This is a genomic window from Pseudomonas sp. FG98 (genome assembly GCF_057808595.1).
Genome location: NZ_JBMDIJ010000090.1, coordinates 1 through 23,004, shown reverse-complemented (window position 1 = coordinate 23,004; position 23,004 = coordinate 1). Strand labels below are relative to the sequence as shown.

Annotated in this window: 17 protein-coding genes, 2 tRNA genes and 1 pseudogene; 9 read left to right on the top strand and 11 right to left on the bottom strand. The window is 57.4% G+C overall.

What is annotated here, in order from left to right:
• Positions 1-127: 127 nt before the first annotated feature.
• Both ACODSK_RS28555 and gltX read right to left on the bottom strand, forming a co-directional pair.
• Positions 128-203 (bottom strand) — tRNA-Ala (locus tag ACODSK_RS28555).
• A 299-nt stretch (positions 204-502) separates the two neighbouring features.
• Positions 503-1,984, bottom strand: a complete 1,482-nt coding sequence (gene gltX, locus ACODSK_RS28550; protein WP_489020914.1) for a glutamate--tRNA ligase — start codon at positions 1,982-1,984, stop codon at positions 503-505.
• Between the two features lie 143 nt (positions 1,985-2,127).
• Here gltX and ACODSK_RS28545 point away from each other — a divergent pair, with 143 nt between their 5' ends.
• Both ACODSK_RS28545 and ACODSK_RS28540 read left to right on the top strand, forming a co-directional pair.
• The gene (locus tag ACODSK_RS28545; RefSeq protein ID WP_489020912.1) at positions 2,128-3,168 is read left to right on the top strand and encodes an HlyD family secretion protein; all 1,041 of its coding nucleotides are present in this window, start codon (positions 2,128-2,130) and stop codon (positions 3,166-3,168) included.
• Positions 3,158-4,708 (top strand): MDR family MFS transporter, encoded by a 1,551-nt coding sequence (locus tag ACODSK_RS28540; protein ID WP_489020910.1) that lies wholly within the window; start codon positions 3,158-3,160, stop codon positions 4,706-4,708. The genes ACODSK_RS28545 and ACODSK_RS28540 overlap by 11 nt, the downstream gene beginning before the upstream one ends.
• 111 nt (positions 4,709-4,819) lie before the next feature.
• Here the strand turns inward: ACODSK_RS28540 and uvrB are convergent, their stop codons facing one another.
• Complete coding sequence (uvrB, locus tag ACODSK_RS28535) at positions 4,820-6,835, bottom strand: excinuclease ABC subunit UvrB (protein ID WP_489020908.1); 2,016 nt, start codon at positions 6,833-6,835, stop codon at positions 4,820-4,822.
• A gap of 295 nt (positions 6,836-7,130) precedes the next feature.
• Here uvrB and ACODSK_RS28530 point away from each other — a divergent pair, with 295 nt between their 5' ends.
• Positions 7,131-8,327: an amino acid aminotransferase gene (locus ACODSK_RS28530; protein WP_489020906.1), complete on the top strand. Its 1,197-nt coding sequence runs from the start codon at positions 7,131-7,133 to the stop codon at positions 8,325-8,327.
• A gap of 62 nt (positions 8,328-8,389) precedes the next feature.
• Positions 8,390-8,465: transfer RNA gene (locus ACODSK_RS28525), tRNA-Asn, on the top strand.
• 70 nt (positions 8,466-8,535) lie between these two features.
• Here the strand turns inward: ACODSK_RS28525 and ACODSK_RS28520 are convergent.
• The 7 genes and pseudogenes from ACODSK_RS28520 to ACODSK_RS28490 form a co-directional block, all read right to left on the bottom strand.
• Positions 8,536-9,096, bottom strand: a complete 561-nt coding sequence (locus tag ACODSK_RS28520; protein ID WP_489020904.1) for a DUF1285 domain-containing protein — start codon at positions 9,094-9,096, stop codon at positions 8,536-8,538.
• Between the two features lie 12 nt (positions 9,097-9,108).
• The gene (locus ACODSK_RS28515; protein WP_489020903.1) at positions 9,109-9,711 is read right to left on the bottom strand and encodes a DUF4823 domain-containing protein; all 603 of its coding nucleotides are present in this window, start codon (positions 9,709-9,711) and stop codon (positions 9,109-9,111) included.
• A 73-nt stretch (positions 9,712-9,784) separates the two neighbouring features.
• Positions 9,785-10,753 carry a GTP 3',8-cyclase MoaA gene (locus tag ACODSK_RS28510; RefSeq protein ID WP_489020901.1) on the bottom strand — a complete coding sequence of 323 codons (969 nt, stop codon included), beginning with the start codon at positions 10,751-10,753 and terminating at the stop codon, positions 9,785-9,787.
• Positions 10,754-10,879: 126 nt separating this feature from the next.
• Entirely contained in the window at positions 10,880-11,518 is a 639-nt protein-coding gene (locus ACODSK_RS28505; protein ID WP_075803898.1) for a TetR/AcrR family transcriptional regulator, read from the bottom strand.
• Between the two features lie 333 nt (positions 11,519-11,851).
• Positions 11,852-12,640 (bottom strand): TatD family hydrolase, encoded by a 789-nt coding sequence (locus ACODSK_RS28500; protein ID WP_489020899.1) that lies wholly within the window; start codon positions 12,638-12,640, stop codon positions 11,852-11,854.
• A gap of 38 nt (positions 12,641-12,678) precedes the next feature.
• Positions 12,679-13,665, bottom strand: coding sequence for a DNA polymerase III subunit delta' (locus ACODSK_RS28495; RefSeq protein ID WP_489020897.1), 987 nt, complete (start codon positions 13,663-13,665; stop codon positions 12,679-12,681).
• Positions 13,658-13,996 (bottom strand): annotated as a pseudogene (locus ACODSK_RS28490) (dTMP kinase); the annotation flags it as partial. The gene ACODSK_RS28495 and the pseudogene ACODSK_RS28490, both read right to left, overlap by 8 nt.
• Before the next feature lie 114 nt (positions 13,997-14,110).
• On the opposite strand from ACODSK_RS28490, the gene ACODSK_RS28485 reads away from it, so the two are divergent.
• The 5 genes from ACODSK_RS28485 (at position 14,111) to ACODSK_RS28465 (ending at position 21,861) form a co-directional block, all read left to right on the top strand.
• Positions 14,111-14,998 (top strand): deoxynucleotide monophosphate kinase family protein, encoded by an 888-nt coding sequence (locus tag ACODSK_RS28485; RefSeq protein ID WP_489020895.1) that lies wholly within the window; start codon positions 14,111-14,113, stop codon positions 14,996-14,998.
• Between the two features lie 4 nt (positions 14,999-15,002).
• Positions 15,003-17,240 carry a hypothetical protein gene (locus ACODSK_RS28480; RefSeq protein ID WP_489020893.1) on the top strand — a complete coding sequence of 746 codons (2,238 nt, stop codon included), beginning with the start codon at positions 15,003-15,005 and terminating at the stop codon, positions 17,238-17,240.
• A gap of 79 nt (positions 17,241-17,319) precedes the next feature.
• The gene (locus ACODSK_RS28475) at positions 17,320-19,503 is read left to right on the top strand and encodes a tyrosine-type recombinase/integrase (RefSeq protein ID WP_489020892.1); all 2,184 of its coding nucleotides are present in this window, start codon (positions 17,320-17,322) and stop codon (positions 19,501-19,503) included.
• Positions 19,496-20,530 carry a hypothetical protein gene (locus ACODSK_RS28470; protein WP_489020890.1) on the top strand — a complete coding sequence of 345 codons (1,035 nt, stop codon included), beginning with the start codon at positions 19,496-19,498 and terminating at the stop codon, positions 20,528-20,530. The genes ACODSK_RS28475 and ACODSK_RS28470 overlap by 8 nt, the downstream gene beginning before the upstream one ends.
• A 14-nt stretch (positions 20,531-20,544) precedes the next feature.
• Positions 20,545-21,861, top strand: coding sequence for a site-specific integrase (locus ACODSK_RS28465; RefSeq protein WP_489020888.1), 1,317 nt, complete (start codon positions 20,545-20,547; stop codon positions 21,859-21,861).
• A 380-nt stretch (positions 21,862-22,241) separates the two neighbouring features.
• Here the strand turns inward: ACODSK_RS28465 and ACODSK_RS28460 are convergent, their stop codons facing one another.
• On the bottom strand, positions 22,242-22,883 hold the full coding sequence (locus ACODSK_RS28460) for a hypothetical protein (protein ID WP_489020887.1): 642 nt from the start codon (positions 22,881-22,883) through the stop codon (positions 22,242-22,244).
• Positions 22,884-23,004 lie beyond the last annotated feature (121 nt).

Here is a 23,004-nt window from a genome sequence, read left to right as displayed (position 1 = left end):
AACCCCTGTTACCGCCGTGAAAGGGCGGTGTCCTAGGCCACTAGACGAAGGGGACGAACCTTCTTACCTTCAAGACCCGGTTGCTGGACCCGGTCTTGCTTGTCAGCCTCGGCTGCCAAGCGGAATTTGGTGGAGCTAAGCGGGATCGAACCGCTGACCTCCTGCATGCCATGCAGGCGCTCTCCCAGCTGAGCTATAGCCCCACAATGTCGCTTTGAACTTGAATCGCTTGGCTGGGTGCTTCGCGTTTCGTTTTCGTTCATCGCTGTGGACGGGGCGCATATTAAGATCGGATTACAGACCTGTCAAACTTATTTTCAACAAAATTCAAAAATTTTTTCCTAGATAACAATCACTTACCGCCCCTGACCGGGAAAAGCCCCGTGTTTACGGGGTATTGCCGCCCTCTCGCACCTGGCGAAACGACTGCGGGGCGAACCCGCTACCCCGGCAAAACGCCGATGGCAGCGGGTTCGCCCCGCAAGAAAACAGGTGAAGGCGATCAGGCGATGGTGCCCAAAAGCTTCTCCCATTCCTTGTTTTCTTTCTTGGAAACGCCGCCCAGAAGATCCAGGGCCTGGCGCAGACGATAGCGAGTCAGGTCCGGACCGAGGATCTCCATGGCGTCGAGGACCGAGACCGAGCTGGCCTGGCCACTGATCGCGGCGAACATCAGCGGCATGGCATCACGCAGCTTCAGTTCCAGGGCCTCGACCACGGCCTGGATGCAACCGGTGATACGGTCCTTTTCCCACTGACGCAGGCTTTCCAGCTTCCACAGGATCAGTTGCATGACTTGGCGCACCTGGTCGTTCGACAACTTCTTGTGCTCGAACAGCTTGGCATCCAGCTTCAGCGCGCCTTCGAAGAAGAAGCCGCCCAGCGGGGCGATCTGGCTGAAAGTCTCGACCCGGCCCTGCACATGCGGGGCAATCTTCATCATGTAGTCGCTGTTGAACGCCCACTTCTGTACCCGTGCGGCAAACTCGTCCACCGGCAGGTCACGCAGCCACTGGCCGTTGAGCCAGGACAGTTTCTCGATATCGAAGATCGGACCACCCAGGGAGACACGGGACAGGTCGAAGTGCTCGACCATCTCGGCCAGGGAGAACTTCTCGCGCTCGTCCGGCATCGACCAGCCCATGCGCCCGAGGTAGTTGAGCATGGCTTCCGGCATGAAGCCCATGCGCTCGTAGAAGGTCACCGAGGTCGGGTTCTTGCGCTTGGACAGCTTGCTCTTGTCCGGGTTGCGCAGCAGCGGCATGTAGCACAGCTTCGGTTGTTCCCAGCCGAAGTACTCGTACAGCTTGATCAGCTTCGGCGCCGACGGCAGCCACTCTTCGCCGCGCAGGACGTGGGTGATGCCCATCAGGTGGTCGTCGACCACGTTGGCCAGGAAGTAGGTGGGCAGACCGTCGGTCTTCATCAGCACCTGCATGTCCATGCGGTCCCATGGGATCTCGACATCGCCACGGAGCATGTCCGGCACCACGCAGACGCCTTCGCTCGGCACTTTCATGCGGATCACATGGGGCTCGCCAGCGGCCAGGCGACGTTGCACCTCTTCCGCCGACAGCAGCAGCGCGCGCCCGTCGTAACGTGGGGTTTCACCGCGGGCCATCTGTTCGGCGCGCATCTGGTCCAGCTCTTCGGCAGTGCAGAAGCACGGGAAGGCATGACCCAGGTCGACCAGTTGCTGGGCGTACTGCTTGTAGATCTCACCCCGCTCGCTCTGCCGGTACGGGCCGTGCGGACCACCGACATCCGGGCCTTCGGCCCATTCGATGCCGAGCCAGCGCAGGGCGTCGAAGATCTGTTGTTCGGATTCGCGGGTCGAACGCAACTGGTCGGTATCTTCGATACGCAGGATGAACTCGCCGCCGTGCTGCTTGGCAAAGCAGTAGTTGAACAGGGCGATGTAGGCGGTGCCGACGTGGGGATCGCCAGTAGGCGAAGGCGCGATGCGCGTGCGAACGGTGGTCATGAGAGTCTCGAACAAGAGGTGAAACAAAGCCGGGATGTTAACAGGGAGCAGGCGCCGGGCTCCAGTAATGGGCGTGATCGTCACTTGCCGCGCTGGATCCAATGCTTGTTAAATTTGCTTACATTTTCGGAACGATCGTCCTCATGCCTGCCCAACTCAAGCGTCGCCTGCTGTTTTTTGTTTTTCTGGTCCTCCTGGTTGCCGGGGCGTTCTTCGCCCACTGGTACCTGAAGGGACGCTTTTATGAAAGCACCGACAACGCCTATGTCCAGGGCGAGATCACCCGGGTCTCCAGCCAGTTGAGCGCGCGCATCGACACGGTGCTGGTGCAGGACAACCAGCACGTGAACAAGGGCGACCTGCTGGTGCGTCTGGAAGCCGACGACTTTCGCTTCGCCGTGGAACGCGCCCGTGCCGCCCTCGACACCCATCAGGCCGAGCGCCTGCAGGCCGAGAGCCGTCTGACCCAGCAATCCAGTCTGATCGCCGCCGGCCAGGCCCAGGTCTCCGCCAGCCAGGCCACCCTCGGCCGCGCCCAGATCGACCTGAACCGCGCCCAGGCCCTGCGCAAGCCGGGTTTCGTCTCCGAAGAGCGGGTCACCACCCTTTCCGCGGAAAACAACGTGGCCCGTTCCCAGGTCAGCAAGGCCCAGGCCGACCTGCAGGGCCAGCGCCAGCAGGTCAGCGCGCTGGAGGCAGAACTCAAGCGCCTCGACGCACTGATCGCCACCGCCCGCACCGACCTGGCCCAGGCCGAACTGAACCTGAGCCGCAGCGAAATCCATGCACCGATCAGCGGCTTGATCGGCCAGCGCGCCGCCCGCGACGGCCAGTACGTGCAGAACGGCGCCTACCTGCTGTCCATCGTTCCCGACCAGGACATCTGGGTACAGGCCAACTTCAAGGAAACCCAGATCGGCAAGATGCAGCCCGGCCAGCGTGCCGAACTGGTCTTCGACAGCTACCCGGATACACCGATCGAAGGCCGCGTCGACAGTCTGTTCGCCGCCTCGGGCGCGCAGTTCAGCCTGCTGCCGCCGGACAATGCCACCGGCAACTTCACCAAGGTCGTACAACGCATTCCGGTGAAACTGACCTTCGCCGCCGATAATCCGCTGCAAGGTCGCATCCGTCCCGGCATGTCGGTCACCGCCACCGTCGACCTGCGCAGCGATGGCCGGTGATCAACTGATCCGTCCCGTCGGCGAGCCAAGCCGACGCGACTGGATCGCCGTGATGAGCGCCATGCTCGGCGCCTTCATGGCCGTGCTGGATATCCAGATCACCAATGCCTCGCTGAAGGACATCCAGGGCGCGCTGTCGGCCACCCTGGAGGAAGGCTCGTGGATTTCCACGTCCTACCTGGTGGCCGAGATCATCATGATCCCGCTGACCGCCTGGCTGGTGCAGTTGCTCTCGGCGCGGCGCCTGGCGGTGTGGGTTTCCCTCGGCTTCCTGGTGTCGTCGCTGCTCTGCTCCATGGCCTGGAACCTGGAAAGCATGATCCTGTTCCGCGCCATGCAGGGCTTTACCGGCGGCGCGCTGATTCCGCTGGCATTCACCCTGACCCTGATCAAGCTGCCGGAACACCACCGCGCCAAGGGCATGGCGATGTTTGCCATGACCGCGACCTTCGCCCCCTCCATCGGCCCGGCGCTGGGCGGCTGGCTCACGGAAAACTGGGGCTGGGAGTACATCTTCTACATCAACATCCCGCCCGGGCTGCTGATGATCGCCGGGTTGATGTATGGCCTGGAGAAGAAGGAAGCCCATTGGGAGCTACTGAAAAGCACGGACTATGCCGGTATCGTCACCCTCGGTGTCGGCCTGGGCTGTTTGCAGGTGTTCCTGGAAGAAGGGCATCGCAAGGACTGGCTGGAATCGAGCCTGATCGTCGGTCTCGGCAGCGTCGCCCTGATCAGCCTGATCACCTTCGTGATCATCCAGTTCTCCCGGCCCAATCCGCTGATCAACCTGCGCATCCTCAGCAACCGCAACTTCGGCCTGTCGAGCATCGCCAGTCTGGGCATGGGTGTCGGCCTGTACGGCTCGATCTATCTGTTACCGCTGTACCTGGCGCAGATCCAGAACTACAACGCCTTGCAGATCGGCGAAGTGATCATGTGGATGGGGATCCCCCAGTTGTTCCTGATTCCGCTAGTGCCGAAGCTGATGAAGGTGATTTCGCCGAAGGTCCTTTGCGCCGTGGGGTTCGGGCTGTTCGGCCTGGCCAGTTTCAGTTCCGGGGTGCTCAATCCGGACTTCGCCGGCGACCAGTTCAACCATATCCAGATCATTCGCGCCCTTGGCCAGCCGCTGATCATGGTGACCATCTCGCTGATCGCCACCGCCTATATCCAGGCGCAGGACGCGGGCTCGGCGTCGAGCCTGTTCAATATCCTGCGCAACCTCGGCGGCGCCATCGGCATCGCCCTGCTGGCGACCCTGCTGGATGCGCGGACCAAGGTGTATTTCGATTACCTGCGCGAAGCGGTGGTGCCGACCAATCCACAGGTGGCGGAGCGCCTGGCGCAACTGGCAGAGAAGCTGGGCAGCGATGCTGCTGCGCTGGGGCGATTGAGCGAGATTACCCATCAGCAGGCGCTGATCATGGCCTACAACGATGCCTTCCATTTTGTCGGGATCGGGTTGGCGATCAGCATGGTTGCGGTGTTGATGACCAGGAAGCTGCCTCAGGGGCTCAAGGCTGGAGAGGCTCATTGATCTCCAGGGCCTCATCGCCAGCAACGCCGGCTCCCACTGGAATTTGCGTACAACGCAGTACCTGTGGGAGCCGGCGTTGCCGGCGATGAGGCCCTAAAGAGCAAGAAAAATTCAGGCGGTAATCAGCTTCTCGCGCAGCTTGGCAATATCGTCGCGCATCTGCGCCGCCGCCTCGAACTCCAGATCCCGCGCCAGCTGGAACATCTTCTCTTCCAGTTGCTTGATGCGCTTGGTGATCTCCGCCGGCGAGCGCAGTTCGGCTTCGTACTTGGCGCTCTCCTCCGCTGCCTTGGCCATGCCCTTGCGCTTCTTGCTGCGCGAGCCCGGTACGTTGGCGCCTTCGAGGATGTCGGTGATGTCCTTGACCACACCCTTGGGCACGATGCCGTTGGCCTGGTTGAAGGCAATCTGCTTCTCGCGGCGCCGCTCGGTTTCGTCGATCGCCCGCTGCATCGACCCGGTGATCTGATCAGCGTAGAGGATCGCCCGGCCATTGAGGTTGCGCGCAGCCCGGCCGATGGTCTGGATCAGCGAACGCTCGGAACGCAGGAAGCCTTCCTTGTCGGCATCGAGGATCGCCACCAGCGACACCTCGGGCATGTCCAGGCCTTCGCGCAGCAGGTTGATCCCTACCAGCACGTCGAAGGTGCCCAGGCGCAGGTCGCGGATGATCTCGACCCGCTCCACCGTGTCGATGTCCGAGTGCAGGTAGCGCACCCGCACATCGTGGTCGGCCAGGTAGTCGGTGAGATCCTCGGCCATGCGCTTGGTCAGGGTGGTGACCAGCACGCGCTCTTCCATGGCCACACGCTTGCGGATTTCCGAGAGCAGATCGTCGACCTGAGTCAGCGCCGGACGGATCTCGACCTGCGGGTCGACCAGGCCGGTCGGCCGTACCACCTGCTCCACCACCCGTCCGGCGTGCTCCGCCTCGTAAGGCCCGGGCGTCGCCGAGACGAAGATGGTCTGCGGGCTGACGCTTTCCCATTCGTCGAAACGCATCGGCCGGTTGTCCAGCGCCGAGGGCAGGCGGAAGCCGTATTCCACCAGGGTTTCCTTGCGCGAACGGTCGCCCTTGTACATGGCCCCGACCTGGGGAACGCTGACGTGGGATTCGTCGATCACCAGCAGGGCGTCCGGCGGCAGGTAGTCGTACAGGGTCGGTGGCGGCGCCCCGGCCGGGCGCCCCGACAGGTAGCGCGAGTAGTTTTCGATGCCGTTGCAGTAGCCCAGTTCGAGAATCATCTCCAGGTCGAAGCGGGTGCGCTGCTCCAGACGCTGGGCCTCGACCAGCTTGTTGGCCTTGTGCAGGTACTCCAGGCGGTCCTTGAGCTCGTCCTTGATGCCATCCACCGCTTCCAGCAGGGTTTCCCGCGGGGTGACGTAGTGGCTCTTCGGGTAGAAGGTGAAACGCGGCAGCTTGCGGATCACTTCGCCGGTCAACGGGTCGAAGGCGCTGAGGTTCTCCACCTCGTCGTCGAACAACTCGATACGGATGGCTTCAAGGTCGGATTCGGCGGGGAACACATCGATCACATCGCCGCGCACGCGGAAGGTGGCGCGGGCGAAGTCCATCTCGTTGCGGGTGTATTGCAGGTCGGCGAGGCGACGGAGCAAGGCGCGCTGGTCGAGTTTGTCGCCGCGATCGATGTGCAGGACCATCTTCAGGTAGGTCTCGGGGCTACCCAGACCGTAGATGCAGGACACCGTGGTGACGATGATGGCGTCGCGCCGCTCGAGCAGGGCCTTGGTCGCGGACAGGCGCATCTGTTCGATGTGGTCGTTGATCGAGGCATCCTTCTCGATGAAGGTGTCCGACGACGGCACATAGGCTTCCGGCTGGTAGTAGTCGTAGTAGGAGACGAAATACTCGACGGCATTGTTGGGGAAGAACGCCTTGAACTCGCCATACAGCTGCGCGGCCAGGGTCTTGTTCGGCGCCAGCACCAGGGTCGGGCGCTGCACCTGGGAAATCACGTTGGCGATGCTGAAGGTCTTGCCCGAGCCGGTCACGCCGAGCAGGGTCTGGTGCGCCAGCCCGGCCTCGATGCCTTCGACCATCAAACGGATGGCTTCCGGCTGATCGCCGGCCGGCTGGAAACGGGTGACCAGTTGAAACTCGGACATGACGGACCTCTACGCAGTGCGGGATACAGGCAACTGTATTTTTAGCCAGTAGTTATACCCAATTAAAGGCGCCCGGCGCCAGTTTCAACCTTGAGTACGGCGCATTTCCTCTGATTGACCGAAGGATTCGACTAACGGTCGAAAAATATTCCGGGAAACAGCAGGAAAAGCTGCGGCAGACTGTCGCCGTGACCAACCGGTATCACTATACTGACTCCCCGTTTGTGCACCGCTCTAGTGCATTCGGCTGGAGCGTGCGAACCCTACTCACCCTCCATTCAGAGCCAAGGTAATAATGAGCCTGTTTTCCGCTGTCGAGCTGGCACCACGCGATCCCATTCTGGGCCTCAACGAAGCATTCAACGCCGACACCCGCACCGAGAAAGTCAACCTCGGCGTAGGCGTTTACTGCAACGAAGAAGGACGCATTCCACTGCTGCGTGCGGTCATCGAAGCCGAAACCCAACGTGCCGCCCAGCACGCTTCCCGCGGCTACCTGCCGATCGACGGCATCGCCGCCTACGACCAGGCCGTGCAGAAACTGCTGTTCGGTGCCGAGTCGCCGCTGCTGGCCGCGGGCCGCGTGGTCACTGTCCAGGCCGTCGGTGGTACCGGCGCCCTGAAGATCGGTGCCGACTTCCTCAAGCAACTGTCGCCGAACGCCGTCGTCGCCATCAGCGACCCGAGCTGGGAAAACCACCGCGCGCTGTTCGAAACCGCCGGCTTCCCGGTGCAGAACTACCGCTACTACGACGCTCCGAGCAACGACGTCAACCGCGCCGGCATGCTGGAAGACCTGAACAACCTGCCGGCCGGCTCGATCATCGTCCTGCACGCCTGCTGCCATAACCCGACTGGCGTCGACCTGAGCCTGGACGACTGGAAAAACGTCCTGGAAGTGGTCAAGACCAAGGGCCACGTGCCGTTCCTCGACATGGCCTACCAGGGCTTTGGCGACGGCATCGCCGAAGACGCCTTCGCCGTGCGCCTGTTCGCCGAGTCCGGCCTGGACTTCTTCGTTTCCAGCTCGTTCTCCAAGTCGTTCTCGCTGTACGGCGAACGCGTCGGCGCGCTGTCGATCGTCACCAGCAGCAAGGACGAGAGCAGCCGCGTGCTGTCCCAGGTCAAGCGCGTGATCCGCACCACCTACTCCAACCCGCCAACCCACGGCGCGAGCATCGTTGCCGCCGTACTGAACAGCGCCGAGCTGCGTCAGATGTGGGAAACCGAGCTGGGTGAAATGCGCGGCCGCATCCACGGCATGCGCAAGCAGATGGTCGACCTGCTGGCCGAATACGGCGCCAAGCGCGACTTCAGCTTCGTCGGTCGCCAGCGTGGCATGTTCTCCTACTCGGGCCTGAGCGTTGAGCAGGTGGCCCGCCTGAAGAACGAGTTCGGCATCTATGCCTTGGACACTGGCCGCATCTGCGTGGCCACCCTGAACCAGAGCAACATCCACGTGGTGACCAAAGCCATCGTTGAAGTGCTGTAAGCGATAAATTCCCAAGGGGAAGCTTGACTTCTCCTTGGGAATCAGTAAGATGCGCCACAGATTCCGCGATAGCTCAGTCGGTAGAGCAAATGACTGTTAATCATTGGGTCCCTGGTTCGAGTCCAGGTCGCGGAGCCAAATACTGAAAACCTCCAGATGCGCAAGCACTGGAGGTTTTTTCATTGCGGCAAAAAAAGAAAGCGGGCGGTCACTCCCGCCCGATCGGATAGAACTCGCCGCCGCTCCACACCCCAAGCCAGGCCTCGCCATCGATCTCGCGGGACACCGCCAGCGTTACCAGCTCGTAAAAGACATTGCGGTGAATCAGCGCTTCGAGATTGGTGCGCATGTGCACGTAGGGCGCGGGCTCCTGGGTGACCGGATCGATGACGAAGCGCAGCGGATGCTCGGGACCCGCCTCGACCTGGTCCTCCACATTGCTGGTGAAACGCAGCACCTGCGCCTCGCCAGTGCCCTGCACTTCCACGCTGACCGCCACGAACGGCGCATCGTCGACCTTGATACCCACCTTCTCCACCGGCGTTACCAGGAAGTAGTCGTCACCGTCGCGACGAATGATGGTGGAAAACAGCCGCACCATGGGCTTGCGACCGATCGGTGTACCCAGGTAGAACCAGGTGCCATCACGGGCGATGCGCATGTCGATATCGCCACAGAAGTCCGGATTCCACAGATGCACGGGCGGCAAGCCTTTCTCCGCCTTGGGGATTTGCGCCAGCAGGTCGCCTGCCTTGCCCGTGTCAGCCATGCTCGATACTCCTCAGTTGCTCAGACCCAGAAGGGCACGAGCGTAGTCCTCCAGGGGCGGACCGATCAAATCTTCCGGCTTGTTGTCATGGAACGTCAGCAAACCGCCGCGGGTGTGGATGCGCGCGGTGTCGATCAGGTAGCGGGTGCTGGTTTCGATCAGCATCATCTGGATGGTGCCGGTATCGATGCCAAGGCGATCCACCGCCTGCTCGTCATACCATTCGTCACCATTGCCGATGCGGTTGTCCGCCCTGGCGAAACGGGTGTACAGCAAGTAGTGGGCACCGACGGCACGGGCCTGACCAAGCGCATCCTCAAGGCCAATCGGGCCTTCGGCGCGACGCACCAGCGGGAAGTATTCAACGAAGCCCTTGAAGGCCTCTTCAGCCACCACATTGGGACGCGGATATGCCCGGCCCGGCGGCACGAAGACTCCTTGGGCAATGAAAATGAACGAGTCGGGTTGCAGGCGCAGCGACATCGAGCGCTGGGTATTGCTGTGGTCCAGCAGGCCGGCATCGCTCATTTGGTAACGGGTGGCCTCACCCATGTCGCTGACAGTCATGCAGCCGCCCAGCGTGACGAACGCCAGCAGCAGAACCAGGCTACGCATCTTTCCTCCAGAGGCCGGCGACGGAAATCCGGCGAACAGCCCGCTGATGCAGGTTCTGCGCCAGCTTGCGGGCTCAGCCGCCGATGATCTTCATCACCGTCGCACCGCCGGAGAAGGCCACGCTCTGCTTGTCGCCGAGGGCCTTGACCAGCAGGCCCTGCAGGGCCGGCAGGGCCAGGTGGCGAGGACGATCGAGCAGATCGCCGATGTAGTGCCGGTTGCTTGACGACAGGCAGCCATGCAGCCAACCCGTGGACGATAGACGCAAGCGCGAGCAGGTCCGGCAGAACGGCACGCTTTCGTTGGCGATCACGCCAAAGCAGCCCTGCCCCGGGATCCGGTAGCGCAACGCTGTAGCATCGATCGGCGCTTCGGCCTGGGCGTACTCGTAGCGCTCGCCGATCACCTGCAACAGGGTCTCCAGGCCGACGAACTGCTGCAGGAAGGCATTGTTGTCCCGAGCCAGATGGCCCATGCGCATCAACTCGATGAAGCGCAGCTCGTAGCCATGCTCCAGGCAGTACTCCAGCAACGGCAGGACTTGATCGAGGTTCTGCCCACGCAGAGGCACCATGTTGACCTTGATCTTCATGCCGGCGGCGGATGCCTGAGCCATGCCGTCGAGCACAGTGGCCAGATCGCCCCCTCGGGCAATGGACCGGAAAGCCTGGGGATCGAGGGTATCGAGGGAGACATTGAGACGACGGATGCCAACATCCAGCAACAGCGGCAGCTTGCGCGCGAGCAATTGGCCATTGGTGGTCAGGCTGATGTCATCGAGACCGAAGCCGGCCACGGTCTGCAGGAAGGTTTCCAGCTTGGGGCTGACCAACGGCTCGCCACCGGTGACCCGCAAACGCTCGATGCCGGCCGCTTCGATCAGCCAGGCAACACCACGCGCCAATGCCTCGGCGGACAGCTCATCCTGAGCCGCGACCAGACGCTTGCCGTCGGGCACGCAGTAGGTGCATGCGTAGTTGCAGGCGGCGGTAAGGCTGACGCGCAGATTGCGAAAACGCCTGCCTTGACGGTCGACGATCATGGAAAACTCCGGCATGGATGAATCGGGCTTGCGAAACCTGACTCAAAAATCAGGTTTTTGCAAGCCTCCTCTCCGAGTATATTCCTGCCCGGTCGTATCCAGTAGCGGGCGTGTCGCCGGCAGATATCAGCTGGCGGACGGCTCCGGGTCGCGCTTGCGCTTGTTGCCCATGCGAACGCCGATGTCCATCAGGAACTGGAAGAAACCTTCCTGGTCTTCCAGCACATTGCTCCAGAACGGCGAGTGGTACAGCGCCACGGCGCCGTGGACCAGTGCCCAGGCGGCGCAGTAGTGGAAGTACGGCGGCACGTCTTCGAGCTTGCCTTCGCTGATGCGGCCCTTGATCAACAAGGTCAGGCGGTCGAAGTTGGAGGCGCGGATCTTGTGCAGTTCCTCGACCATCTCCGGCACCTGGTGCCCCTTGACCACCTTCTCTTCCAGGCGATCGAACAGGCGATAGCGTTGCGGGTCGCGCATGCGGAATTCGAAATAGGCGCGCGACAGGGCTTCCTTGTCGCGGTCGACATCGGCGGAGTGCAGCAGTTGGTTCAAGTCGCGCTCGTAGTCGAGCATCAAGCGCAGATAGATCTCTGCCTTGGACTTGAAGTGCTTGTAGATCGTGCCTTTGCCGATACCCACAGCATCAGCGATCATCTCGACGGTGACGCTGTCTTCACCCTGTTCGAGAAACAGCTTGAGTGCGGTATCGAGAATCTCTTGCTCACGGCGACGAAATTCACGGACCTTGCGAGGTTCTTTCTGCATAAGAAGGTCTGGATCAAAATCGAAGCCAAGTATTATGCCTAACTTGCGGCAAAATGCACGGATCATCCAAGCATGTCAGCGGCTTCGAGAACTTTTGCCAGGAGCGATGCGCTCTCAGCAGCGGCGAGCGTATTCCAAATCTGTTTAAAAAACGAGCAATACGCGGTGGAAGCCAATCAATCCTGATTAATACTTGAATTGTTGGCGGGGCATATCCCCCAAGTGTCGCGCCAATAAAGGTGATCAAGGAGTGTTCGCCTTTGTTTTACTCCTAATGGTCTTAACCCGGATTCCCCCCCCAGAACCCGGGTTTTTTTTGCCCGCGTGCCGGGCTCAGTCCTGACGCACCCGCGCCAGCGGGAACAGACGGCGGAAGTTGGCCGTGGTCTGCTCTGCCAACTGCTCGTAACGCTCACCACGCACCAGGGCGATGAACTCCGCCACGTCACGCACGTATTCCGGCAGGTTCGGCTTGCCGCGATGGGGGATCGGCGCCAGGTAAGGCGAATCGGTTTCCACCAGCAGGCGATCGGCGGGCACCTGGCGGGCAACGTCACGCAGCGCGTCGGCATTGCGGAAGGTGACGATGCCGGACAGGGAGATGTAGTAGCCGAGATCCAGGGCAGCCTTGGCCATGTCCCAGTCCTCGGTGAAGCAATGCAGCACGCCAGCCTGGGGCAAGGCGGCCTCGCGCAGCAAGGTCAGGGTATCCGCCCGCGCAGCGCGGGTATGGATGACCACCGGCTTGCCGGTGATCCGAGCGGCATCCAGGTGCAGTCGGAACGAGGCCTGTTGCAACTCCGCCGCCTCGGGCTCGTAGTGATAGTCGAGACCGGTCTCGCCGATCGCCACCACATTCGGGTGATTCAATTCCTGCAGCAGCCAGTCCAGCGCCGGCTCGGCGCCCGGTGCGAGGTCCAGTGGATGGACACCTACCGAGCAGTCGACATCGGCATAGCGTTCGGCAAGGGCCTTGACCTGGGCCGCATTGTCGGCGCTGACGCCAATACACAGGAAATGCCCGACTCCACGGGCCCGCGCCGCTTCCAGGGCCGCATCCAGCGAACCATCGTGGGCAGCAAGATCAAGGCGGTCGAGATGGCAATGGGAATCTACAAGCATGGCGAAATCACGATCAGAGAAAATTGGAAGCCGGTCGCTCAGCGCTGACCCGGCAGCATTGCCCAGGAAGCCAGCAAGGCTTCGAGCAGCAGTACACGGTTGAGGTTGGCCTTGCCGAGGACCTTCTGGCGCTGTTCGAGAATCCAGTCCTGGATCTGCAGCACCTTGCCCTGCGGGCTCTTCTGCGCCAGGTACTGCACGACCTTGCGCATATCGGCGAGACCAAGCCCCTCTTCATCCTGGGTCAACTGGTAGCGCAGGATCAGGTTCGACCAGTCGCAGAACCAGTCGAACAGATGCAACAGCGAGACATCTTTCCAGGATTCGGCAAGCTGACTGGGGGATTGCTGCTGCTTGAGCAGCCTCTTCACCCCGTCGACCACCTGGGCACGGTGCTCGCGCACGCCCTGGGCCTGCAAGCTGACCGCCATCAACGGCGAGCCGGCAGCCAGGCTCAACAGCTCGACACGCTCCTGCTCTTCGCATTCAGGCAGCGCCGAAGCCAGCCAGGCCAGGCTATCAGCCTCCTTCGGCTGCGGGCAGGCAATCTGCTGGCAACGGCTCTTGATGGTGGGCAGCAAGCGGCTCGGCTGGTGACTGACGAGCAGCAGCACGGTGTCGCCGGAGGGTTCTTCAAGACTCTTGAGCAAGGCGTTGGCGGCATTGACGTTCATCGCCTCCACCGGCTCGATCAACACCACCTTGCGCCCGCCGAGCTGGGCGGTCTGGGTGACGAAGCCGACCAGATCACGGACCTGGTCGACCTTGATCGGCTTGTCTGCTTCTTCCGGCTCCAGCACGTAGTTGTCCGGATGACTGCCCGCACTCAGCAGCATGCACGACTTGCACTGCCCACATGCCCGCATCTCGGCAGGTCGCTGGCAGAGCAGCAGCGCCATCAGTTGCTCGGCCAGGGCCCGCTTGCCGATACCTTGCGGGCCGTGCAGCAGATAGGCGTGGGCATGACGGGCGCGACCGGCCAATTGCTGCCAGAGCGCCGCCTGCCACGGGTAGGCCTCAGCCACGGCAGCGCTCCACGATCTGCCCGACCAGGCCGTCCAGCGACTGCTGCACGGCGGCCAGCGGCAACGCCGCGTCGATCAGCCGATAGCGTTGCGGATCCGCCTTTGCGCGCTGCAGATAAGCCTGGCGCACGGCCTCGAAGAAACCCTGGCCTTCCTGCTCGAAACGGTCCAGGCGACCGCGGGCGGCGGCACGGGACAGACCTACTTCCACCGGCAGGTCGAACAGCAGCGTCAGGTCGGGCTGCAACCCGCCCTGAACGAAATGCTCCAGGGTAGCGATACGCTCGACACTCAGGCCGCGGCCACCGCCCTGGTAGGCGTAGGTGGCATCTTGTTTTCCCTTCATCAGAAACGTAAACAAGCTGTGATATATTCCCTTCATGAGAAATGTAAACCATATCTTAGCCCATAGCCCGAAGGCTCTGAGCAGGAAAAAGGAGAAGAAGTGAGAACAATCATCGGCCTAGCAGCCCTGGCAAGATCCGGAAAAGACACCGTGGCCTCCATGCTGCTGTCCCATTCTCACGTTGCGGCTTTCGCCCTAGCCGACCCACTCAAGGTGGGTTGCCAAGCATTGTTTGGTCTATCAGATGCAGAGGCCTGGGATGACAATCTCAAGGAGCAGCCCATTGCGCTTTGGGGCAGGTCACCTCGGGAGTTCTTCCAGGCGGTTGGTACTGAATGGATGCGTCATCATAACCCAGAGCATTGGCTGATGAGAGCTGAGCGGGAGATTAATCGTCCTGCTCACAGCTCTACCCACCCTGTAGACCTGGAAGCTCTGTCACCTGAAGAAGCCCCCTTCGTCCTCGCAGCCCAAGCGTTTTTTGACTTCTCGTCCGACCAGATCACATCAGAGCTCGATACATTCGACAGCAAGTGGGGGCTCACTCCGCGCGATGTGATCAACCTGCTGAAGCGCCACGCCTATGAGATGTACCCGGACTTCAATGAGCTCCGTAGCCAGCGTCCCCTGGTGGCCCTCAAGCCACGCGGCAACCTGCCAGCTGATGCTCAGATCATCATTATCAAAGACATCCGCTTTGAGAACGAAGCAGCCTTCCTGCGCCGGCATAACGGAAAGATCTGGCATATCAAGCGCCCTGACTTGCTGAAGGTGAAAGCCCACTCCTCTGAGGACGGGATAGATCAACTGCCCGAGGACATTCTGATCATGAACGATCAGGGTCTCGAAGAGCTGCGCGCGGCAGTAGACCAGGCATGGGCAGCTTGCCAGGCCTTAACCGACCCAAACGATCCAGCTGATCCAACCAACCCGACTAGCCGCCAGAGCGGGAGTGCCACCTCCCCTAGCAAGCAAGAGAAGGGTTGAAATCGTGAGCGCTACGATCGACAGCCCGCAGCCTACCTCCGACATTGACTACCTGATGGGAACCGCTCCGGTTAACTATTCGGAGATCACATCGGTTCTGGTAGCTAATGAAAAGCTGATCACATGCCGGTACCTGAAAAGCCCGTTCTTCGATGCGAGCACAGACCTGTGCCAATCGCTGCACATCCTTTTTGTGGCTTACACGCATGAGGGCAATGCAACCAACGCGTATGCCTTACGCGCGGGAATTGAGACGCTTCTTGAGTTCATCGACGGGCTAAACAAGCGAAACCACCCTAGCTTGCAGATCACGAAGTACACCGACATCAACACTGAGGTGTACCTGGGCTACCAAGACTTCCTGGCGAAGCAAGGCTACGCGTCTGCGAACATTATCAAGCTCAAAACAGCTGTAGCCAAGGTTGCGGACGACGGCATTCTGCCTCGCTTGATACTGCCGTACGTGACCATTGGTAGGCGAAAGAGAAGTGAGCCCTTGCATAAGGATGGCTTCGAGAGCCTGCAGACGGCCTGCTCGACCCATATTCTGACTCTCTATCAAAAGCTCGAATATCGGCTGAAGGTTCACCAGGCCAAGCCATACCTCGCCGAAGAGGTAATGGATGAGATCAAGCCAATCCCTACTCGCCAGCGGCTATTAGAGTGGCAGAAGCATGTCGAGGTTATGAAGCGCGATGCCCATCGCGACTCCTATCGTTCTCGCTTTGCGAGATCTCCAGACCCTGAAATCCAGGCACTGGCTACAGACCCAGACGGCATCAAGAAATTTAAAGCCATTTACTGTTCGGAAAGAGCGAGCATTGAGTTCGACGGATTAACAGACCCGTTCGACAAGAGTGCCAGAAACTGGGTAATGGACAATGCCCGAGCCATCAAGACCTTTTTGGTTCATAAATTTCCTTTCAGCGTCGATCTCGACAGACTGACGGATACTTACGATCAAAAAAACCTGATGAAAATTGAAGATAGCTGCAACGACATCATCAAGATTCTTCTTTATCGGATGTCAACTGCGAATCCGGTAAAGTCGCAAATCAGAACCCCGAACATTGATAATCTGATGGGAATGTACTATCCGACCATGGAAGACATGGCGGCCCTAATTACATTTATGATGTTCCAGTCCGGCTGGAACAAAGAAACTGTATTAGCTGTCGACCAAGACAGTTACGAGCATATTCTTACAGGCGCAATTGAAGAAGCGATCAGGGTCATTTACTCAGAAAAAAACAAATCCCAAAACATGGGAAAAGACTATGACAAGCCCAAAAGAATTCACCTCCCCTCAAGAACGGATGACCCTCTCAGCTTTTATAGCTTAATCGGTCTTTGCCAACGCCTGAGTGAGCCGCTCATTCAGTTCTCTCTGGATCGCGTTCCAGCAGCGACTTATGAAGAGAGAATGAACCCGCTTTTCGCTTGCATTCGGCTTAAATCAGACTGGAGCAGAGGCGGACGTTACACTTCCATTGCCTATACTCCAACCTTCCTGGCCGGGATCAAGAACTTCCTCAAAATGTATGAGGTGATTGACAACGGGAAGCGCCTGGAGAGTGCGAAGGAGTTGACCAAGCGTCTTCGGCCAACTTGGCTGCTTCATAAAAAGAAACATAACCCACTGTCACAGCTCTCGACCACCTTGGGTCACTCAGATCGCGATACTACCGATATTTTCTATGACGACTCGGGCGCGGCACGCCAAGAGCGCCTGAAACGCCTCCGATCCGAACTTGAGGCCATCATTGAGCTTCTTCGTGCCCGACAATTCAAAGGCCTTCTCGCCCCACACGCGCAAGCCGAGGCCTCCGGCCAGTTAAAGATCTTTCACATCCCCGGCCTCACCAAAGCGCTGTGGGCATGCGCAGACCAAACCAAACCTGACTGGGTAGGCTCTGAAGTTATTTACTCCACAGGAAAAAAGTGCTTCGCAATCCCCGAATGTATTTTCTGCAGTCAAATTCGAATCTTCGAAGACTCTCTGCCCTTCTTGATCGAACGGGCGAGCCATCTTCTGGAATACCTTGAAGAACGCGATAGCAACATTGGCTTCGATAGCCGCTTCCAACGCGAACTTGAAGCTATCCAATACATTTTGGATGCCTGGGGTGATGACGACGATATCAAAGTAGCCTCTCGTTATCGCCGGCGCAATGCGCCACTCCTACCCCGAGACCTCAGAATTTTAGAGATCATTTTTGAAAGCGAAGGTCACGACATCTGAGCTTGCCTATAACCCCACTGAGCAAATTTATCCGTGGCTGGACACATTCCAAATAAATGCCACCGAAGAGACTAAGAGCATGAACAGCCACACGACTCCATCACAAGCGTCCTCCACCAGTTCTATTGACGAGGCTGCTGATCCCACCATTGCAAGTCAGGAAATGCTGACCAGCATGGATGAGCAAATCTGCACTTCTGCTGAATCTGACTCAGAAGCCGCTTACGATACGGTCTCAGATACTGACTTAGACGAATTGGCGGCAGAGGAAGCAGCCGACGAAGAGGACTGCAGTGATGAGCTCAAAGAAGATTTCGAGCAAACTTTCGGCACAACCAGCGTAACTCCATCATTTTCGCTAAAAAACAAACTTTCCGTTAGCGGCGGAAATTTCCCAATATCGGCTGAATCTAATTACTTAGATGATACTTGGCATCTCCCACGCGCTGGAACCGGCGCAGCCAACAATGTGCATTTCAACAGAGAGCTTGAGGGCTCTAACACCCTTAAACGTGCAATTATCTTCCATACTATTCGTGAGTATGCACCATTAGGAAATATTCGAAGCTATACGTCAGCGCGCCATCACGGCCACCTCTATAGGGTGATGGAGGATTATGTATTCAGGGACTTCCACCTCACCGCCAAGCCCGAACACATACGTCTGATCTCGATGGATCTGATCAGAGCCGCTTTCGATAAGGCAAGAAAGCATCACTCGAAGTCTGACTTGTTTCAGCTTTACCAAACCCTGCGTATCTGGGTTCTGATTTCAGATCACAAATTAATCCCCGAGGAACTCTGCATTGGCGTCAACCTCACTGAGTTCGACAGCCCGGAGCTTCGCAAAGATATTTACCAGCGCTATTTCCGTGGCAATGTCAGCTCCTGGATTCCTTTCTCCGAAGAAGATCTAGAGAGCCTTACGGAGTACTCGCTATTCTGGATCGAGAAAGCAGCCCCGGAGTTATTGAAACTCCGAAACTACTTGAAGGACGAGGTAGCACAACACAAGGACGGCGCAATTGAGCGAACGTCCCCCTTGGTAAAATTCGAAGAACTGACGAACATCACTATCGATGGAAAGCAGGTAATGACGTGTAAGTTGCGTAAAGCAATTAAGCACAACAAACCACTTTTCTGCTACACCTGGCTTACCGAGTATGCTTATGCTTTAGACAACCTTCGAAACGCCATATTCATCATGGTGGCATTGATCACAGGCGCTCGGAAGTCCGAATTGGCACCCATTAAATTTTCTGACTTAAGGCTTGATGAAAATGATGAATATTGGCTTACGATACATCGCCATAAGACCGCACACAACCCCACTGTAGGCGAAGCTGACGAATTACCTATTCCCAAATTCATTGGCGATGCGATACGTCAATTCGAAAATCTGAGGGATATAGGTCGATTCAAAAAGAGCGGATGGCTTTTTCAATCCAACGCGTCGGCCAGTGACGTGAAGACCTCTACATCTGGCATTGTACAAATTGTGATCGTCTCGATCCGTAACGCGGTGCCCGTCGATAGGATTCACTGCCATCGATTCAGGAAAACAATTGCTGAAATTCTCATCAACCGAGATGAGCGTAACATCGACATCATCAGGGCCCTATTTGGGCACAAAAGCTACGCAATGACGCTTCAGTATATCTCCAGAAACCCTTTGATGGTCAGAACAGTGGCATTAGCCATTGAGCAGAATTACACCCGTGAGTTCCATGAAATTGTGGCTGGCATTCGGTACGGCGGGCATTCCGGAGAAGCCGCCATCCGGATCTCTCAGCAGATTTCCAAACGCCCGGAGGAGTTCTCCGGAAAGCAATTGAAAATCTCACTTATGTCCTATATCAGCCATCTCCTAGCTGCAGGCGAGCAACTCTTCGTACGAAGAACTGCTGTAGGTACTTTCTGTCTGTCGGGCGAACACTACAATGCTGACAATGTCCCACCGTGCCTGATGAACCGGAAGGCCCTCAACGACAACTTCCAGCCCGACCCGTCCAACTGCCAGCCTGATTGCAAAAAAATCGTGGTTCTGGAGTCCGCCAAGCAGTCTTTGAGCGATAACGTGGACTTCTATACCACGCTATTGAACCGCGGTAGCGGCAAATTATCCCCGAAAGCTGAGCGCGAATTGGTGCGCAGGATTACAGCCTCCCAACACCACCTGGCTAACCTCGAAGCCACGGGCAGCCTGGACAGCATGCAGGCAAAAAACGCCAATCAGAATCGTATCGAGGTGCGCCATGTCTGACCACAAACAGAGCACTCCACTCGATCAGAACCTGCCAGAAGTAGCCGCTGCCCCTGGAAGTGATCGGCGCAAGCTCATCATTGAACTCATCATCCAGCATTACGTTTCAGGTACGTCTAAAAAGCTTAAGCTTAAAGATCTCGCTGTAAGTGCAGGTATCAGCCGGCAGGCTCTAGACCGTTATTACGACGACCTTAAACCCTATATAAACGGCAGTCGGAACATTTCCGAACTCACCGATGACCGCGATCAAAAAATCGAGATACAGACTCAAAGTGCAATCAACGCAGTTGAGTCGCATTACAAAGACTTGATACAAAAAAATCAAGTAGCTCATGAGCAAGCATTGAAGGCAGCTATTGATCGACACATCACTACACTGATGAACGATGACCTGACCTTACTCCACAGTCATACAATTTCCAACACACTGGAAAGGCAAACACTTCTTAGCGACGAGTACAAGAAAAAAATCTCCGACCTGGAACTTAAGCTTGCATTGGCAGTAGAGAATTACTCCGGCACCAGCCCCATGGGCGCCGCTAAAAACAATCTTGTCTTCAACATCGGCATTGAAGAAATCAGCGCAAAACTCGGCAAAGACCCGGACATTGACGCATTTGAAGATGCGAAAGATGATAGAATTCAAGAAGCCCGAGAAAGATTAACTACTTTCGCCAACGTACCTAATGTTCGCGTGGTTATCTTTGCAGAGCGCTATATATCTCGCTTCGGCTACTACGCCGACAACTATGTCGCTCGCGAGAATGAGACCGCGCTCATCATCAGACTCCCTCTATTCACAAGAACTGAATTCATAAACTTTACAAAGAATCTACCCAAGGCATTTAAAATCTCAGTGTGTGTACCGCACTCCTTCTCCGAGATCGAAAAGAAAGCACAGCGCGAATTCATGTTCCGCAACATTCCTATTGATGAGCTAAAAGCTGCGGACAACGCTGATGCGCCCAATGTCTCCTGGGGCTTCGACGAAGTCGTAAACTTTAGAATATCTCAAGGCGACTGACCAGGAATTTACCCATGCTGACCATTAACAGAAAGCTGATCACCTACATCTCCAGTGAAACTAGAAAGCTGGAGGTTTCCCACTACGTGCTGATCGCCGAGTTTGGTGGAAAGAGCGTACTCCTCTCTCACCCCAATTTATTTTTGTATAAAAAGACTCGTTCATCCCGCCATACGTCTAAACGCTACGCTGGCATCTTGGTAAATTTTTATAAATTCCTCTCCACACAGGAAAAAATGATAGGCAAGGACATTTCCACTTACCACCTACTTGCCGATAACAGGGATGTCATGCGATGGCAGGCTGATCGCCAGAGCAATCGGCTCGCCAAGCAGTCAGCAAAACCTTCAACCGAGAGTATCATTGATGAGGCTCACTTGTTGATGGGCTTTTTTCATTGGCTAAGTGAAGAGAAATTCCCTACCAATGTGAACGTCAACCTCAAAACCTGGAGAGCGAACTTCAGAAGCAGGCGCATGCTTAACTATCTTCAGTCCCAATCAAAGATGCGAATTGATGCATCAAATATTCAAACCCTCGACAGAAGAAACAGGCAAAAGAAATTTGACTTCTTAATCTCCGACTTTGAAATCAAAGTTCTTTTAGAATCTTACGTAGACCCTGTTTACGCCGTGCTCTTCACCTTTGCTCTTGGGACAGCGATGCGCCCGATGGATATCGTGAAGTTTCCTTATATTGGCAATGCTGATAATACGCACATCCTCCCCTACTCGGAGATGACAAAGACGACCCCGACAGTCAACTATACGGTTTATGACAGCAAAGGCCACAAAGATCGCACCATCATCATTCACATGGAAGAGCTGCGCGCACTACAAGATAACTACATCACACCCTACTACTCAGCACGAAAGAAGCTTTACAAAGATCGTACAGGCCAAGAATGCCCACCCGACATTCTCTTCCTCAACAAGTATGGAATCCCTGTTACTGCCGATATGATTTCGGCCCGAACGAATCGGGCTAAGGCTAACGCGATGAAAAAGTGGCCTGAGTTCAGGCCTCACATCGACTTTTACCAGACCCGACACTGGTGGCCGACTCAATACCTGATCGCTACCTTTGGCGACATGCTCCTGACTGAAAGCACCGACGCGTTGGTACTAGCAGTCTCGCAAGTGATCATTAATCAGCTGGGCCATGAAGACATTATCACCACTTACCGGCACTACATTGATATGGCGCGAGTAATGTGGAGCACTCACAAGGGGCAAGCAATGGACTTGATAAGCAGCGATACTCGCCTGGCCCTCAACTTCACCAAGCTCCTTCAACGGCCTGGCATGTATGATGGCGCTGGATCAGCTTAGGCACTCCCCCTTCTGACCTGATGGTCACCGCAGACCGTGATTGGGTAGATTGGAGCAGCCTCTGTGTCCGTAACCGAGTACCGACCGTTCCGTTACACATGGGTGGCACCTTGCAGCGAGACAAAATACCTTCGGCGTTCACAGACGAAGAGTTCATCCAGGCCAGTGGATGCTTGGGCAACAGACGTTGAAGCATGCGACTCTGGGAGCCGCTGCGTAGCGGCCAATTGCAGATCCGCCTGAAGGCGTTAACGGGGTCAGATAGGCCGCTTTCACCGACAGCGCCAGATTAGAGCGCAAGCCTTGCCGCCCTATGGAAGGTTGACTGATAAGGGCTTCCACAGGCGCTATTGGGCTTACCGCATCAGGGCTCATCACGCTCAGTGCTCCCCCTGCATGAGTTTCTGGATGACCTCCTCCATGATGCCATCCACCTCAGTTTCAGAGACCCACTGAGCGTTAGAGCCAATCTCATACCTCAGGTCAGCCAGGCGCGGTTTGGCTTCACTCGCGATGAAGTAATCCATGCTGCACCGAGCAATCTCTCTTGGCATGTCATAAGTGGGCGGGCCCTGATAAGTGCCAGTGGTACCCATGAGGAACAAGCTGGGTGTCAGGGGAAGAACTACGTGTACCAGCTCATCCTCTTTGTCGAGAAACGGACTGAATGCCCTCCCCCCCTTTACATGAAAGAGCACAATGGAATCGCCCAGTGGTAGATCACCAGGTGTATAGGTCTCTACGCTGTAGCTCAATGCCCTGAAACGATCAGCTCGCTTTTCGGGTGAAACCGATTCTGACATCACTCGGATGTGACTCTGCTTCACCGCACGCGCAATCATGCCTTTATTGCTTGCCCCAAGGGCCGCAATCTGAGCCGCTGCCATTTGAATAAATGGCTCGAAGAACTCTCCCGTTAGCAAATCCCCACGTTGAGCCAGTAACTGCTTGACCTGATCAGCATTTTTCACCTCTCCGATGGCTTGAGCGAAAGCTGGAGACTCCAAGTTGAGGTGGGGCATGAGCAATTGAGAGAGCGTCTTCGGATCAGCCAAGCGCTGGAGGATGTAGCCGATGCACGCATCACCGTAAGCGAACGGGCATTACAGGTTGCGTAACGGCAGCCAGTTATGCGGCAACAAC

Bases quoted from the DNA above. Each gene is read 5' to 3' on its own strand.
- ACODSK_RS28510 (WP_489020901.1), bottom strand. From the start codon at position 10,753: ATGATCGTCGACCGTCAAGGCAGGCGTTTTCGCAATCTGCGCGTCAGC.
- ACODSK_RS28500 (WP_489020899.1), bottom strand. From the start codon at position 12,640: ATGCTTGTAGATTCCCATTGCCATCTCGACCGCCTTGATCTTGCTGCC.
- ACODSK_RS28515 (WP_489020903.1), bottom strand. From the start codon at position 9,711: ATGCGTAGCCTGGTTCTGCTGCTGGCGTTCGTCACGCTGGGCGGCTGC.
- ACODSK_RS28460 (WP_489020887.1), bottom strand. From the start codon at position 22,883: ATGCCCCACCTCAACTTGGAGTCTCCAGCTTTCGCTCAAGCCATCGGA.
- ACODSK_RS28470 (WP_489020890.1), top strand. From the start codon at position 19,496: ATGTCTGACCACAAACAGAGCACTCCACTCGATCAGAACCTGCCAGAA.
- gltX (WP_489020914.1), bottom strand. From the start codon at position 1,984: ATGACCACCGTTCGCACGCGCATCGCGCCTTCGCCTACTGGCGATCCC.
- ACODSK_RS28540 (WP_489020910.1), top strand. From the start codon at position 3,158: ATGGCCGGTGATCAACTGATCCGTCCCGTCGGCGAGCCAAGCCGACGC.
- ACODSK_RS28475 (WP_489020892.1), top strand. From the start codon at position 17,320: ATGAACAGCCACACGACTCCATCACAAGCGTCCTCCACCAGTTCTATT.
- uvrB (WP_489020908.1), bottom strand. From the start codon at position 6,835: ATGTCCGAGTTTCAACTGGTCACCCGTTTCCAGCCGGCCGGCGATCAG.
- ACODSK_RS28505 (WP_075803898.1), bottom strand. From the start codon at position 11,518: ATGCAGAAAGAACCTCGCAAGGTCCGTGAATTTCGTCGCCGTGAGCAA.
- ACODSK_RS28520 (WP_489020904.1), bottom strand. From the start codon at position 9,096: ATGGCTGACACGGGCAAGGCAGGCGACCTGCTGGCGCAAATCCCCAAG.
- ACODSK_RS28545 (WP_489020912.1), top strand. From the start codon at position 2,128: ATGCCTGCCCAACTCAAGCGTCGCCTGCTGTTTTTTGTTTTTCTGGTC.
- ACODSK_RS28530 (WP_489020906.1), top strand. From the start codon at position 7,131: ATGAGCCTGTTTTCCGCTGTCGAGCTGGCACCACGCGATCCCATTCTG.
- ACODSK_RS28465 (WP_489020888.1), top strand. From the start codon at position 20,545: ATGCTGACCATTAACAGAAAGCTGATCACCTACATCTCCAGTGAAACT.